The 14,579-nt window shown below is 73.9% G+C and carries 13 protein-coding genes; 1 reads left to right on the forward strand and 12 read right to left on the reverse strand.

The features are described from left to right. Positions 1–7: 7 nt before the first annotated feature. The 5 genes from ACZCLJ_RS09120 to ACZCLJ_RS09140 all read right to left on the reverse strand — a co-directional run bounded on the left by ACZCLJ_RS09120 (position 8) and on the right by ACZCLJ_RS09140 (position 6,039). A complete protein-coding gene (locus tag ACZCLJ_RS09120) occupies positions 8–673 on the reverse strand; it encodes a ThuA domain-containing protein (RefSeq protein WP_463106192.1) in 666 nt (221 codons plus the stop codon). Continuing rightward, on the reverse strand, positions 670–2,226 hold the full coding sequence (locus ACZCLJ_RS09125) for a rhamnulokinase (RefSeq protein WP_463106193.1): 1,557 nt from the start codon (positions 2,224–2,226) through the stop codon (positions 670–672). Before ACZCLJ_RS09125 ends, ACZCLJ_RS09120 begins: the two co-directional genes overlap by 4 nt. After that, a complete protein-coding gene (locus ACZCLJ_RS09130) occupies positions 2,223–4,307 on the reverse strand; it encodes a bifunctional aldolase/short-chain dehydrogenase (RefSeq protein WP_463106194.1) in 2,085 nt (694 codons plus the stop codon). The genes ACZCLJ_RS09125 and ACZCLJ_RS09130 overlap by 4 nt, the downstream gene beginning before the upstream one ends. Position 4,308: 1 nt before the next feature. Continuing rightward, entirely contained in the window at positions 4,309–5,487 is a 1,179-nt protein-coding gene (gene rhaI, locus ACZCLJ_RS09135; RefSeq protein WP_463106195.1) for an L-rhamnose isomerase, read from the reverse strand. Positions 5,488–5,676: 189 nt separating this feature from the next. Beyond that, a complete protein-coding gene (locus ACZCLJ_RS09140; protein WP_251152347.1) occupies positions 5,677–6,039 on the reverse strand; it encodes an L-rhamnose mutarotase in 363 nt (120 codons plus the stop codon). A 62-nt stretch (positions 6,040–6,101) separates the two neighbouring features. Here ACZCLJ_RS09140 and ACZCLJ_RS09145 point away from each other — a divergent pair, with 62 nt between their 5' ends. Beyond that, a complete protein-coding gene (locus ACZCLJ_RS09145; protein ID WP_463106196.1) occupies positions 6,102–7,127 on the forward strand; it encodes a LacI family DNA-binding transcriptional regulator in 1,026 nt (341 codons plus the stop codon). A gap of 25 nt (positions 7,128–7,152) precedes the next feature. Here ACZCLJ_RS09145 and ACZCLJ_RS09150 read toward each other — a convergent pair whose 3' ends face one another. The 7 genes from ACZCLJ_RS09150 to ACZCLJ_RS09180 all read right to left on the reverse strand — a co-directional run bounded on the left by ACZCLJ_RS09150 (position 7,153) and on the right by ACZCLJ_RS09180 (position 14,537). Then, positions 7,153–7,572, reverse strand: coding sequence for a TIGR03618 family F420-dependent PPOX class oxidoreductase (locus tag ACZCLJ_RS09150; RefSeq protein ID WP_463106197.1), 420 nt, complete (start codon positions 7,570–7,572; stop codon positions 7,153–7,155). A gap of 103 nt (positions 7,573–7,675) precedes the next feature. Beyond that, entirely contained in the window at positions 7,676–8,794 is a 1,119-nt protein-coding gene (locus ACZCLJ_RS09155) for a mannonate dehydratase (RefSeq protein WP_463106391.1), read from the reverse strand. A gap of 2 nt (positions 8,795–8,796) precedes the next feature. Further along, positions 8,797–10,353, reverse strand: coding sequence for a mannitol dehydrogenase family protein (locus ACZCLJ_RS09160; RefSeq protein ID WP_463106198.1), 1,557 nt, complete (start codon positions 10,351–10,353; stop codon positions 8,797–8,799). Further along, complete coding sequence (locus ACZCLJ_RS09165; protein ID WP_463106199.1) at positions 10,350–11,426, reverse strand: LacI family DNA-binding transcriptional regulator; 1,077 nt, start codon at positions 11,424–11,426, stop codon at positions 10,350–10,352. Before ACZCLJ_RS09165 ends, ACZCLJ_RS09160 begins: the two co-directional genes overlap by 4 nt. A gap of 141 nt (positions 11,427–11,567) precedes the next feature. Continuing rightward, the gene (locus ACZCLJ_RS09170; RefSeq protein WP_463106200.1) at positions 11,568–12,611 is read right to left on the reverse strand and encodes a Gfo/Idh/MocA family protein; all 1,044 of its coding nucleotides are present in this window, start codon (positions 12,609–12,611) and stop codon (positions 11,568–11,570) included. Positions 12,612–12,693: 82 nt separating this feature from the next. Beyond that, on the reverse strand, positions 12,694–13,512 hold the full coding sequence (locus ACZCLJ_RS09175; RefSeq protein WP_463106201.1) for an ABC transporter ATP-binding protein: 819 nt from the start codon (positions 13,510–13,512) through the stop codon (positions 12,694–12,696). After that, entirely contained in the window at positions 13,509–14,537 is a 1,029-nt protein-coding gene (locus ACZCLJ_RS09180; RefSeq protein ID WP_463106202.1) for an ABC transporter substrate-binding protein, read from the reverse strand. Before ACZCLJ_RS09180 ends, ACZCLJ_RS09175 begins: the two co-directional genes overlap by 4 nt. Between the last annotated feature and the right edge of the window lie 42 nt (positions 14,538–14,579).

Below are 14,579 nucleotides of genomic sequence, written 5' to 3' on the forward strand. Positions count from 1 at the left end.
AGGAGACTCAGCGGTTCAGGAGCCAGTCCACCTCACGGCGCAGGAGCTCGCGCCGCGACGGCGAGGCGTACGACTCCACGCCGTGGCCCAGCCCGTCGTACACCGCCCTCGCCCCGGCGCTCGCCCACGCGACCGGGTGGTCGGTGCCCTCGTGCCGTGCCGTGAGCAGAACGCGGGACGACGGCTCGACGACGAGGTCCCGGTAGCGCTCGTCGTCCGCCACGACCGGGCCGAGGCCGCCGACGACGGGGTGGTCGCCCACCGGGGTGAACGTCGCGACGTCCTGCGGCGGGTGCCAGGACGTGCCTGGCACCCAGCGCCCCCCGAGGAGTGCCGCCCAGTGCGGGCCGTCCGCGAACGCGTTCGCGGCCTGGTGCAGCCCGAGCAGCGCGCCGCCCGCGGCCGCGTACTCCCGGACCGCTTCGTGGGCGGGCGCCCACGCGGCGTCGTCGCCGTCGAAGCCCGGGTCGGGGCGGCCACGGCCGGCGTTCACCACGACGAGGTCGAACGCGCCGAGGTCGCCGAACGCGTCCGGGAACGTGGACCGCACCTGCGCGTCGACGCCCTGCTCGCCGAGCAGACCGGCCACGACGTGCGACGTCGCGGCGTGGTCGTGCCAGGGGTCCTCGTACCGTCCGCGACCGGCGAGGACGAGGGCGCGCGGCGGGGTCATGGCCGGACCGTAGCAGCGTGCCGTGTGCCGGGCACCGGCTCGTACGTCGTGGGCGCGACGGACCGGCGCACGACCGCGCGCAGTGCGGCGAGGTCACCGTCGAGCACGCCGACGGCGCGCGCCTGGACGAGCAGGTTGCCCAGCGCGGCGCCCTCGACCGGTCCGGCGACGACCGGCAGCCCGGTCGCCTCGGCGGTCAGTCGGCACAGCAGCGCGTTCTGCGACCCGCCGCCCACAACGTGGACGACGTCGACCGCACGGCCGGACAGGGCCGTGACCTGTTCGAGCCCGCGCCGGTAGGCGTCGGCGAGCGAGTCCAGGACGCACCGCACGACCTCGCCGACGGTCGCCGGGACGGGCTGCCCGGAGGCGCGCGCTGCCGCGGCGAGGCGCGACGGCATGTCACCGGGCGGGAGGAACGCGTCGTCGTCCAGGTCGACGACGGTGCGACCCGGCTCGGCCGCCTCGGCCGCGGAGAGGGCGTCGTCCAGGGTCACCGGGTCGCCCGCCTCGCGCCACGTCCGGAGCGTCTCGGACAGCACCCACAGGCCCATGACGTTCTTGAGGTAGCGCACGGTGCCGTCGACGCCGAGCTCGTTGGTGACGTTCGCCGCGCGGCTCTCCGCGGTGAGCACCGGGGCGTCGAGCTCGACGCCGACGAGGGACCAGGTCCCGGAGGACACGTACGCGAAGCGCTCGTCGGTCGCGGGCACGCCGACGACCGCCGAGGCGGTGTCGTGCGACCCGACCGCGACGACCGGGACGGCGCCGAGACCGGTCTGCTCCTGCACCGCCGCTGTCAACGGCCCGAGCACCGTCCCCGGCTCGACGACGTCCGCGAGGCGCGCCCGCAGCCCGCCGAGCTCCGGGTAGGCGTCCTCGAGCGCGGCGACCGTCCGGTCGGACCAGTCGCGCGTCGTGGCGTCGAGGAGCCCGGTCGTCGACGCGTTGGTGACCTCGCTCGCGACCACACCGGTCAGCCACGACGCGAGGAGGTCCGGGACGAGGCGCACGGACGCGGCGAGCGGCCACGCGGCGTCGTGCCGGCCGGCGACGAGCTGGAACGACGTGGTGAACGGGAGCACCTGGAGGCCGTCGACCGCGTACTGCTCGGCCGCGCCCAGACGGGCGAGCACGTCGTCGGCCACGCCCGCGAGGCGCGGGTCGCGGTGGTGCCGCGGGTTGCCGAGGAGCGTGCCGTCCGCGGCGACGAGACCGACGTCGACCGCCCACGAGTCGATGCCGATGCCGGCGAGCGCCAGCCCGAGCGACCGGGCGTGGGCGCCCGCAGCGCGCAGCCCGTCGAGGGTTCCGCGCCACAGGTGGAGGAGGTCCCAGTACAGACCGGAGCCCGCGGCGTCGGGCACCTCGACCGGCCCGTTGGCGAAGCGCGCGACCTCGGTGAGGTCGACGCGCTCCTCCCCCGGCGCACCCCGCGCGACCCCCACCACGACGCGTCCGCTCGACGCGCCGAGGTCCACCGCGGCGAAGGCCGCGCGGGGGCGGTCGTCCGGACGCCCGACCGGCGGTGCGTCGTGCGGGGTGCCGCTCATCGCAGGAACGCCGCGGCGACGCCCGAGTCGACGGGCACGTGCAGGCCGGTCGTCTGGGCGAGGTCCGGCCCGGTGAGCGCGAGGACCGCGGCCGCGACGTGCTCCGGGAGCACCTCGCGCTTGAGCAGCGTGCGCTGCGCGTAGAACGCACCGAGGTCCTTCTCCTCGACCCCGTACACCGCGGCGCGCTGCGCGCCCCAGCCCGCGGCGAAGATCCCCGAGCCGCGCACGACGCCGTCGGGGTTGATCCCGTTGACCCGGATCTGGTGCTCGCCGAGCTCGGCCGCGAGCAGGCGGACCTGGTGCGCCTGGTCGGCCTTCGTCGCGGAGTAGGCGACGTTGTTCGGCCCGGCGAACACCGCGTTCTTCGACGCGATGTAGACGATGTCGCCGCCCATGCCCTGCGCGATCATCGCTCGCGCCGACTCACGGGACACGAGGAACGACCCCTTGGCCATCACGTCGTGCTGCAGGTCCCAGTCCGCCTCGGTGGTCTCGAGCAGCGGCTTGGAGATCGACAGCCCGGCGTTGTTGACGACGAGGTCCACGCCGCCGAACGCGAGCGCCGCGGCGTCGACCATCGCGGCGACGTCGCGGGCGGAGGTGACGTCTCCGCCGACGGCGACCGCGACGTCCGGACCGCCGAGCGCGTCGGCGACCTCGCGGGCACCGTCGAGGTTGCGGTCCGCGACGACGACGCAGGCCCCCTCGGCGGCGAGCCGCTCCGCGATCGCCTTGCCGATGCCCGACCCGGCGCCGGTCACGAGCGCGACCCGCGTGGCGAGCGTCTTCGGCTTCGGCAGACGCTGGAGCTTGGCCTCCTCGAGCGCCCAGTACTCGATGCGGAACTTCTCCGACTCCTCGATGGGCGCGTACGTGCTGATCGCCTCGGCGCCCCGCATGACGTTGATCGCGTTGACGTAGAACTCGCCCGCGACGCGCGCCGTCTGCTTGTTCTTGCCGAACGAGAACATGCCGACGCCGGGCACGAGCACGATCGCCGGGTCGGCCCCGCGGATCGCCGGGCTGTCCGGCGTCGCGTGCCGGTCGTAGTACGCGCGATAGGCCTCGCGGTACGCGGCGTGCGCCGCGCGCAACGCCTCCACGGTCTCCTCGACGGACGCGTCGGCGGGCACGTCGACGACAAGCGGGCTGACCTTGGTGCGCAGGAAGTGGTCCGGGCAGGACGTGCCGAGCGCGGCGAGCGGGGCCAGCTTCTCGCGGGCCAGGAAGTCGAGCACGACGTCGGAGTCCGTGAAGTGCCCGACCTGCGGCGCGTCGGTCGACGCGAGGCCGCGGATCGTCGGCGCGAGCGCGGCCGCCTTGGCGCGCCGCTCGTCCTCGGCGAGGGCCTCGCGGCCCGCGCGCACCGCGCCGAACGGGTGCTCGCCGCCGTCGGCGAGCTGCGCCGTCCGACCGGCGATGAACTCCTCCGCGCGGCGGACGATGTCGAGCGAGCGCCGCTCGGCCTCCTCGGACGTCTCGCCCCACGCCGTGATGCCGTGCCCGCCGAGCACGCACCCGATCGCCTGCGGGTGCGCGTCCTTGATGGCGGCGATGTCCAGGCCGAGCTGGAAGCCGGGACGCCGCCACGGCACCCACACCACCTCGTCGCCGAACACCTCGCGCGTCAGGGCCTCGCCGTCCGCGGCGGTCGCGAGCGCGATGCCCGCGTCGGGGTGCAGGTGGTCCACGTGCGCGGCGTCGACGAGGCCGTGCATGGCCGTGTCGATCGACGGCGCCGCTCCGCCCTTGCCGTGCAGGCAGTAGTCGAACGCGGCGACCATCTCGTCCTCGCGCTCCACGCCCGGGTACACGCCGGCAAGCGCGCGCAGCCGGTCGAGGCGCAGGACGGCGAGGTTCTGCGCGGTGAGCGTGCCGAGGTCGCCGCCCGAGCCCTTGACCCACAGCAGCTCGACGGGCTCGCCCGTGACCGGGTCGGTCTCGGTGCCCTTGGCGGACGTGTTGCCGCCCGCGTAGTTCGTCACGCGCGGGTCGGAACCCAAGCGGTTCGACCGGGCGACGAGGTCGGCGACGGCCTCGGTGGCGGGCTGGGTCGGGCTCGTGGTCGTGCCGGTCATCTCAGGCTCCCCATCCGGCCTGCGCGCCACCGACGCGCTCGGCCACGATCGTCTCGGTGTAGCCCGACGCCGCGAACGCGGCCATCGGGTCGGGCGCGAGGCCCTGCTCGGTGCGCAGGTCCGCGAGCAGCGGGCGCACGTCGGTGCTGTACGCGTCCATGAGGGCGCCGTTCGCGGCGAGCACGTCGCCCGAGACCTGGGCCGCCTCGAGCGCGTCCGCGTCGACGAGCAGCGCCTTGGCCGTCGCCTCCTGGACGTTCATCACGGACCGGATCTGGCCCGGGATCTTCGCCTCGACGTTGTGGCACTGGTCGAGCATGAAGTTCACGCCGCTGCTCGGGTCGAGCGCCCCGGCCTGGACGATCTCGTGCATGATCCGGAAGAGCTGGAACGGGTCCGCCGCGCCGGCCATGAGGTCGTCGTCCGCGTAGAAGCGCGAGTTGAAGTCGAAGGCGCCGAGCCGCCCCTGACGCAGGAGCTGCATGACGATGACCTCGATGTTCGTCCCCGGCGCGTGGTGGCCCGTGTCGAGCACGACCTTCGCCCGGTCGCCCAGCGCGAGGCAGTGCAGCAGCGACGTGCCCCAGTCCGGGATGTCGGTCGCGTAGAACGCGGGCTCGAAGAACTTGTACTCGAGCACGAGCCGGTTCTCGGGGTGTGCGGCGGTCAGCGCCGCGTAGATCTCCGCGAGGGAGTCGGCGAGGCGGTCCTGGCGCGCGCGGAGCGAGTCCTGGCCGGGGTAGTTGATGCCGTCCGGGAGCCACAGCTTGAGCTCGCGCGAGCCTGTCGCCGCCATGACGTCGAGGCACTGGAGGTGGTGGTCGACCGCCTTCTTGCGCACGACGGGGTCCGGGTGCGTGAGCGACCCGAGCTTGTAGTCGTCGTCCTGGAAGAGGTTCGAGTTGACCATGCCGATCGACACGCCCAGGTCAGCCGCACGGCGCGACAGGTCCGCGTAGTCGTCCACCAGGTCCCACGGGATGTGCAGCGACACGCGCGGCGCGACGCCGGTGTACCGGTGCACCTGCGCGGCGTCCGCGATCTTCTCGTACGGGTCGCGCGGCACGCCCGGCTGGGCGAAGACCTTGAAGCGCGTCCCCGAGTTGCCGAACGCCCATGAGGGGAGCTCGATCGTCTGCTGCCGCAGCGCGGCACGCGCCGCCTCGGTGCGGTCCGTCATGGTCCTTCTCCTCTTCCGCGCAGCCTCGCGCGCCGTCGCGGGCCACCGTCGGCCCGTGTGTCCGATCCAGGAATGAATCGATTCATCGCGAGCGTACGGGAGCCTCTCTCTCGCGGTCAAGACGCCGAGGGCGCATCCGGCGAAGGCTGTGGCCGGCACCGTGGCAGGTGGCCGGAGCCCGCCGGGCGGTCAGCCGGTCGGCAGGCCGGCGCGCTCGAGCTGGGCCTCGAGGTGGAAGACCTCGTCGAGCACGACGAAGCCCTCGTCGGGGCTGCCGTCGGCGACGAAGAAGTCGCCCATCGCCGCCTGCCAGCGCGCGTTGACCGCCGTGCGCGACATCGCGGCCTGGGCCGCGGCATAGTCGTCGGTCTCGAGGAACCCGACGAGGAGCCCGTCGGGACGCAGGAACAGGTGGTAGTCGCGCCAGCCGGAGTCACGCAGGGCCTCGAGCATCTCCGGCCACACCGCCCCGTGGACGGACCGGTACTCGTCGAGCCGCTCCGGGCGGACCTGGGAGGTGAAGCAGACGCGCGTGGCGCGAGATGCGGTCATCGGTACCCTTTCGTGTGCGTGAATCGCTTCATCATGGTGCCTGACCGACGAGAGAAGATCTCATGACCACCGAGCCACAGCGCCGTCGCGCGTCGGTGAGCGACGTCGCGCGGCGGGCCCAGGTCTCGGTCGGCACCGTGTCGAACGTGCTCAACCGGCCCGACCGCGTCTCCCCCGCGACGCGCGAGCGCGTCCTCGCCGCGATCGACGACCTCTCGTTCGTGCCCAACGGGTCGGCACGCCAGCTCCGTGCGGGGACGATCACCACGGTCGGCGCGGTCGTCCTCGACATCGCCAACCCGTTCTTCACCGACGTCGCGCGCGGCATCGAGGACCGCCTCGCGCGCGACGACTACACGCTCATGGTCGCGAGCTCCGAGGAGGACCCGGAGCGCGAGTCGCGCTACCTGCGCCTCTTCGAGGAGCACGGCGTCCGCGGCGTGATGGTCGTCCCGGCGACGGACCGGGTCGACCACCTGCTGGCCCTGCGCGAGCGCGGCGTCGGGGTCGTGCTCCTGGACCGCCCGGCACCGACGCCCGACCTGTCCTCGGTCGCCGTCGACGACGTGCGCGGCGGCGAGCTCGCCGCGCAGCACCTCCTCGACCAGGGTCACACCCGGGTCGCGTTCCTCAACGGGCCCCACTCGATCCGCCAGTGCGCGGACCGCCTGCGCGGCGTCGAGCACGCGCTCGCGGCCGCGGGCCTCGACCCGGCGGAGCACCTCACGGAGATCACCCTCCCGTCGCTCAACGCCGACGGCGGCGAGGCCGCGACGCGCGCCCTGCTCGCGCGCGACGACCGTCCCACCGCCCTGTTCTGCGTCAACGACCTCGCCGCGCTCGGCGCGCTGCGCACGCTGCGCCGCGAGGGGGTCGACGTCCCGGGCGAGGTCGCCGTCGTCGGGTACGACGACGTCGCGTTCGCCGCGGAGCTCGCGACCCCGCTCACGTCGGTGCGCCAACCGACCCACCTGCTCGGCGAGCGCGCCGCGGACCTGCTCCTGCGCGGGCGGGACGCCGTCGCCGAGCAGGTGGTCTTCCAGCCGGAGCTCGTGGTCCGCGCGTCGAGCGCGGGCGACCGCGCCTGAGGCCCGGTCCGGGGCCCGCCGCCCGTCAGTCGCTCGCGCCGTCGCCGCGAGCGGCGCCCCAGCCGTACCAGCGCTCGACCTCCATCCATGCGGAGACGCGCGGGTTCTCGCGGTTCGCGTACTCGTGACCGGTGTAGTGCGTCGAGATCCGGTCGATGTCGGCAAGACCCTCGTCGTCGCGCAGCTCGACGACGCGGCCGAGGAGCGTCACGTGGGTGTACCAGTTCTCGTCGAGCACCGTGATCGACACGCGCGGGTCACGACGCAGGTGCTGGAGCCGCACGCGGCTCTCGTCGAGGTTGACGAGCACCCGGCCGTCGTCCTCGAGGACGTACCAGGTCGCGGCGGTCACCGGTGCGCCGTCGGACCGCGTGGTCGCCATCACGGCGGCGTTCGGTCGGCGCAGCAGGTCGACGAGCGAGGACGGCAGCGGGGGTCGGGGCACGACGGCTCCTCAGGTCGGCGGCTTCAGGAGTCTCGACCGTACGGCACGCCGCCCGCGCAGGCACGGGACGGCGCCCGGTCCGACCCCAGGACGACGCCCGGTTTCACGGCGTGCGGTAGCGGAAGGCGTCCCACGCGCCGAGGAGGTACTGGATCCCCAGCGCGCGGTCGTAGAGGCCGTACCCGGGCCGTGGCTTGGCGGTCGTGTTCTCGTCCCACAGGTGGCGCCCGTGGTCGGGGCGCACGTACCCCTGGTAGTCCGCCTCGGCGTAGGCCCTCATGATGCCCGTCGTGTCGACGCTCCCCTCGCACGCCCGGTGCGCCACCTCCGTGAAGTCTCCGTTCCCCAGGTGCTTGATGTTGCGCACGTGCGTGAAGTGGATGCGGTCCATGAACGTGCGCACGGCGTCGACGGCGTCCGCGTCCGGGTCCGCCGAGAAGCTGCCCAGGCACAGGGTCAGGCCGTGACAGGGGCTGGGGTGGAGGTCGAGCACGGTGGCGAGGTCGTCCTTCGACGAGACCACGCGCGGCCAGCCGAACACGTCGAACGGCGGGTCGTCGGGGTGCACGCCGAGCTTGACGTCCACCTCCTCGCACACGGGGACGACCGCGTCGAGGAAGTACCGGTAGTGCGCGTACATGTCCTCGTGCGTCACGCCCTCGTACGCGGCGTTCAGCTCGCCGAAGCTCGCGAGCCGCTCCGGCTCCCAGCCCGGCAGCGTGAGCCCGTGGGTGTTCGCCTCCATGTCCGCGATCAGCCGCTCCGGGGACATCGCGTCCACGACGGCGCGCTCGAAGAACAGCGCGGTCGACCCGTCCGGCAGCGGGTGCCACAGGTCGGTGCGCAGCCAGTCGAAGACCGGCATGAAGTTGTAGCAGACGACCTTCACCCCGGCCCGGCCCAGGCGACGGATCGTCGTCCGGTAGTTGTCGATCGCCTCGTCGCGACCCATCCCGAGGACGGTGCGGCCGAGCTTGATCGACTCGTGGACGTTCACGGACTCGACGACCTCGGCGTCGAACGTCCGCGTGATCCCGCGTGCGCGGGCCTCGTCCGTGAGGCCGACGATCTTCGCGACCTCGGCGTCGATCTCCGCCTGCTCCCACACCTCGCCCGCCTGCTTGTCGTGCAGGCTCCACACGATCGTCTCCACCCCCGGGACCTGCCGGACGTGGTCGAGCGTGACCGTGTCGTTCCCCTCGCCGTACCAGCGGAAGCCCATCTTCACGACGCGCTCACCACCGTTCCGACGGCGGTGACGACCGCGTCGGCGAGGGCGTCGAGCGAGCCCGCGTCCGCGACGTCGGGCAGGAGCCCCGGCAGGCGCACGAGCGCGCGGACCGCCGCGGCGTCGCCGTCGGCCGCCTCCACGACCGAGCGCAGCTCCTCGGCACGGGGGTCGTCGACCGCGCGGCCGGCGCGCACCTCGGCGACCACGAACGCCGCCCAGGCCGCCAGCGCGGCCACGACGCCCTGCGGCAGCGCAGATCCGGCGGACCTGTCGGCGAGACGGTCCGCGAGCGTCCCGCCCCAGCGGAACGGGATCTTCTGCGTCCCGTCCATCGCGACCTGGCGGGTCGTGTGCCCCGTCGCGGGGTTGGCGAACCGCTCGAGCAGCTCGTCGGCGTAGGCGGCGAGGTCGATCCCGTCGGGGGCCTCGAGCGTCGCGATCGCGTCGGCCTGCAGCGCGCGGGCCTGCGCCGCGAGCGCCGGGTCCGCGACGGCCTCGGCGATCGTCGCGTACCCGGCGAGGGAGCCCGCGTACGCGAGGAGCGAGTGGGCGCCGTTGAGCAGGCGCAGCTTGGCGCGCTCGTACGGCGCGACGTCGTGGGTGAACGTCGCCCCGGCCTGCTCCCACGCCGGTCGTGGGCCGGCGAAGCGGTCCTCGATGACCCACTGGAGGAACGGCTCGGCGACGACGAGGCCCTCGTCGCGCGCGCCGAGAAGCGTCTCGACCTCGTCGCGCTGGGCGGGTGTCGTCGCGGGGACGATGCGGTCGACCATGCTGCACGGGAACGTGACCGACGCCGCGAGCCACGCCCGCAGGTCGTCGCCCTCCACGCCGGGCAGGGCCGTGTCCACGGCCTCCCGCACGAGCGCGGCGAGCACGCGGCCGTTGTCGGCGAGGTTGTCACAGCTCAGCACCGTGAGGGGTGCGCCACCGGCCCGACGGCGCGCGGCCAGGCCGCGCACGAGCAGCCCGACGGCGCTCGTCGCCGTCTCGACCTCCTCGCGGTACCCCGCGACGTCCTCCTCGCGGGCGAGCGCGTCGAGGTCGCGGCGCACGGCCTCGACGTCGAGACCGCCACCGGCCCCGCGCGAGTAGCCCTTCTCCGTGATGGTGAGCGTCACGACGTGGGTCGTCGGCGTGGCGAGCGCGGCGAGGATGCGCGGCGTCTCCTCCGCCGGCCACGCGACGTCGGTCACGGAACCGACGACGCGCGGGGACCCGCCCTCGGGGCCGACCGTGAGCACGGTGTACACCCCGCCCTGCGGGCGCAGCTGGTCGCGGACCGACGCGGAGCGCTGCGTCACGCCGAGGATCCCCCAGCGCGTGTCGCCCGTGGCGAGCGCGGCGTCCTCGGTGGCGACGGCCTGGTGGGCGCGGTGGAACGCCCCGATGCCGAGGTGCACGATCCCGACCTGCGTCGGCCGCACGGGCGCGGGCAGGTCCGAGGGCACCGTGTCGCGGTGCAGGCGCGTGTCGTCACGGTCGTCCGGCGCCGCGCCCGACAGGGCGTCCGGGGCCGGCGGCGTCGGGGTGGCGGTCGGGGCGGTCACACGGCCTCCTGCGGTTCGGTGGTGCTCGGGCGGGCCCCGGGGGGCACCGTGGTCGGTGGGACGGTCGTCGAGTCGCGCACGACGAGCTCGACGGGCAGCTCGTCCTCGGGACCGGTCGGTGGCCCGACGGCGCTGTCCGCGCCGGTCGCCGGGACGCGCGCGGCGCGCCGCGCGTCGAGCAGGGCGACGAGCCGGTCGACGGCCCGCGCGCCGAGCAGCGAGAGGTCCGTGCGCACGGTCGTGAGGGGCGGCGAGGAGAGCGTCGCGACGAACGTGTCGTCGAAGCCGACCACGCTGAGGTCGTCCGGGACGGACACGCCGCGCTCCCTGAGCCGCGCCACGAGACCGAGCGCGACGAGGTCGTTGTAGGCGAGCACCGCCGACGCGCCGGAGGCGACCACGAGGTCGGCCGCGGCCCGCCCACCCTCGACGCGCGGACGGAAGGAACCGACCGCGACCGTCTCGACGTCGGGGAAGCGCGCGTGCGCGAGCTCGAGCCCGGCGCGACGGCGGGCGTCCGACCAGGACCGCTCGGGGCCGCCGACGTAGGCCACGCGCCGGTGCCCGAGCGCTCGCAGGTGCTCGACGGCGAGCACGACGCCGTGCGCGTCGTCGGACGAGACCGCGGGGATCCCGTCGATGCGGAGGTTCACCAGGACGACGGGGGTGTCGCGGGCGACCTCGAGGTCGGCCTCGACGGCGCGCGGGGAGCACAGGACCAGGCCGTCGGTCTGCGGGCGCAGGCCTTCGACGAGCTCAGTCTCCAGCCCCGGGTCCTCGCCCGCGTCGACGACGAACACCGCGTGCCCCGTCCTCCGGGCGCGCGCCTGGACACCCTTGGTGACGGACGCGAAGTAGGGGTTCTCGAGGTCCGGCACGACGAGGCCCAGCGCACCGGTGCGGCCGGCGCGCAGGCCGCTCGCGGCACGGTTCGGCCGGTAGCCGAGCCGGGTCGCGACGGCGACCACGCGGTCACGCGTCTCGGGAGCGACGCGCTCGGGCTCCGCGAGTGCGCGCGAGACCGTGGAGATCGACACGCCGCTCTCGCGAGCGACGTCGCGGACTGTGACCACGGTTCCCCTCCTCGACGTCATCGATCCCGGCATGCTTCTGCGAACGATTGTAGCGGCAGGCACTCGCGAGCCCGGCCACCGCTCGGCCCGGACGGATGCGAACGTTTGCACCGATCGTGCCACGGCGGCTCCGACGCCGCGTCATACCACCGGTGCGCGCGATCCCAGGTCCTGCGGCCTGACCGTCGCGCCGGTCGCGCCCGCCTCGTAGATCGCGCACAGGAGCCGGACGGTCTCGACGGCCTCCTCGATCCCGACCGGGACCGCCGTCGACGTCTCGAGCGCGGCGACGATCCGCTGCCACTGGGCGAGGTGCCCCGCGTGCCCGATCGCCAGCGGGTCGGCCGCACCGCTGGCGATGTTCCGCGTCCGCGGCTCCGGCACCCCCGGCACGTCCCACCGGCGCACCTCGCCCTGCCCGAGCTCGACCGAGCCGCGGGAGCCGTACAGCGCGAGGGTCGCGGGGAACCCCGGCGGCGTCGCCGTCGTCGTGGTGACCACGCCCAGCGCGCCCGACGCGAACCGGACCGTCGCGACGGTGGTGTCCTCGGCCGCCATCGCGTGCCCGAGGGTCCCGGACTGCGCGGTCACCGACTCGACCGGGCCGCAGAGCCAGCGCAGGAGGTCCACGTTGTGCACGCCCTGGTTCATCAACGAGCCCCCTCCCTGCTCGGTCGTGGACCGCCACGCCGCGGCGCGGTAGTAGTCGTCGTCGCGGAACCAGTGGACGTGGGTCGTGGCGAGACGGAGCTCGCCCAGCGCCCCGTCCTCGAAGGCCTTTTTGAGCGCCGCGTGCTCGGTCTCGAAACGGCGCTGGGAGATCATGGACACCATCAGCCCGCGCTCGCGGGCCGTGCGTGCGACGCGCAGCGCGTCGTCGACGTCCAGGGCGAGCGGCTTCTCGACGACCACGTGCCGACCGGCCTCGAGCGCCGCCAGCGCGAGGTCGGCGTGCGTCCCGCTCGGCGAGCAGATCGCCACCACGTCGACCTCCGGGTGCGTGACCACGTCGTCCGGCTCCAAGTGCTCCGCGGGCCAGCCCGCGAGCTCCTCCGCCGTGGCGGCCCGCGCGCCGCTGTAGGCGACGAGCCGCGCCCGGTCCCCCAGCTCGCGCAACGCCCGCGCGTGCATCGTGCCGATGCCCCCCATCCCGACGATGCCGACGCCGGTGCGCTTCGCGGTCATGCTGGGTCCTCCTGGGGTCTCGTGGTGTCCTCGAGGGCCGTGCGGCCGGCACCCGCGGGCGCGGGTGCCGTGCCGGCCGTCGTCACTCGGCGACGTGGCTGGCGCCGAGCAGGTCGCGCAGGTGCTCGGCCGCCGCGGTGAACCGCGGGTCCGCGAGGGTCGTCGCGTACTCACGGTGGTCCGGCAGGCCGGGTTCGAGCGTCTCGACGATGCGACCGGGGCGCGGGCTCATCACGACGATCCTGCTGCCGAGGAACACCGCCTCCGGCACCGAGTGCGTGACGAGCACGATGGTCGTCCCCGTCTCGCGCCAGATCCGGTTCATCTCGATGTTCATCTGCTCGCGCGTCAGCGCGTCCAGGGCACCGAACGGCTCGTCCATGAGCAGGACGCGCGGCTCGTGCAGGAGCGCCCGGCACAGGGCGACGCGCTGCTGCATGCCGCCGGAGAGCTCGTGCGGGAGCGCCTTCTCGAAGCCGCTGAGTCCCGTGAGCTCGATGAGGTGGTCCGCCCGTGCCTCCGCACGACGGCGGTCCATCCCGCGCATCTCGGCCTGGAGGAGGATGTTCTTGCGCACCCCGCGCCACTCGAGCAGCGCCGACCGCTGGAAGGCGAACCCGATCTCGCGCTGTGGCCGGGTGACCCGCTCGCCATAGAGCCGCACGTCGCCCTCGGAGACGAGCGTCAGCCCCGCCACGATCTTGAGCAGCGTCGACTTCCCGCAGCCCGACGGGCCCGCGATCGTGACGAACTCGCCGGGCATGACGGTCAGCGACACGTCGTCGAGTGCCACGGTCTCGGACCGCTTCGAGCGAAAGCGCATCGTGAGGTGCGAGACCTCGATGATCGGTTCCGCGTCGACCGACCGGGTCGGTGCGACGAGCCCGGTCGTGGCGGTCACAGGTCCTCCCCGAAGGTCTGGTCCCAGTAGTCGGCCGGCGCGTCCGTGCCCTCGAACTCCGTGTTCTCCGACAGGAAGGTCAGGGTGTCCGTCCACTGCTGCTCGGTGTTGACACCGGGAGCCGGTGCGTCCTCGAGGTTGAGGAGGCCGATCGTCGCCTCGAGCTGCGCGGCGAGGACGCTCTCGTCCGGAGCCTGCTCCGCGCCCGCCGCCATCGCGGCGACGGCGGCCTCGGGGTCCTCCGACGCCGCGAGGAACGACTGCGACGTCGCACGCAGCATCGCCTGGACGAGCTCGGGGTCGCTCTCGATCGTCGCCTCGTTGACCACGAGGCCCGTGCCGAGCAGGTTCATGCCGAAGTCCGAGAAGGGCAGCGCGGACACCTCGCGGCCCGTCTGGTTCTCGATCGTCGGTGCCTGGTCGTGGTAGAAGCCCTGGATGGCGTCGACCTTGCCCTCGATGAGCGCGGCGACCTTGCCCGCCGCGTCGACGTTGACCACGGTCACGTCCGCTGGGTCGACGCCGTTGATCTCGAGCCACGCCGGGAACGTGCCGTACATGGCGTCGCCGGGGGTCCCGCCGACGGTCTTGCCGACGAGGTCGGCCGGTTCGGTGATCCCCTGGTCGTCGAAGAACTCCACGGAGCTCGGACCGGTCTGCAGGAAGACGCCGACGCTGCGCACCGGCATGCCGGAGCTGATCCCGTTCGCGAGCGGCGGGGTGTCCGCCCACCCGAAGTCGGTGTTCCGCTGCGCGACCTGCTGGACCGTGTTCCCGGAGCCGTTGCCCGGCTGGATCGTCAGGTCGATGCCCTCCTCCTCGAAGATCCCCTGCTCGACCCCCAGGTAGAACGGCGCGTGCTCCCCGTACGGCACCCAGTTGAGGGTGACCGTGACCTCCGTCAGTCCGCCGTCCCCCTCACCGCCCCCGGATCCCGAGGGGTCGGACGACTGCCCGCAGGCCGACGTCCCTGCCACCACGACGCCGGCCACCACCAGCGAAACTCCCAGCCTGCCACCACGCATGGAATGAGCCCTTCTTCTCGTGCCGTCCTCGCGGACGGCGGA

The sequence above is a fragment of the Cellulosimicrobium sp. So1_17 genome (assembly GCF_055181235.1).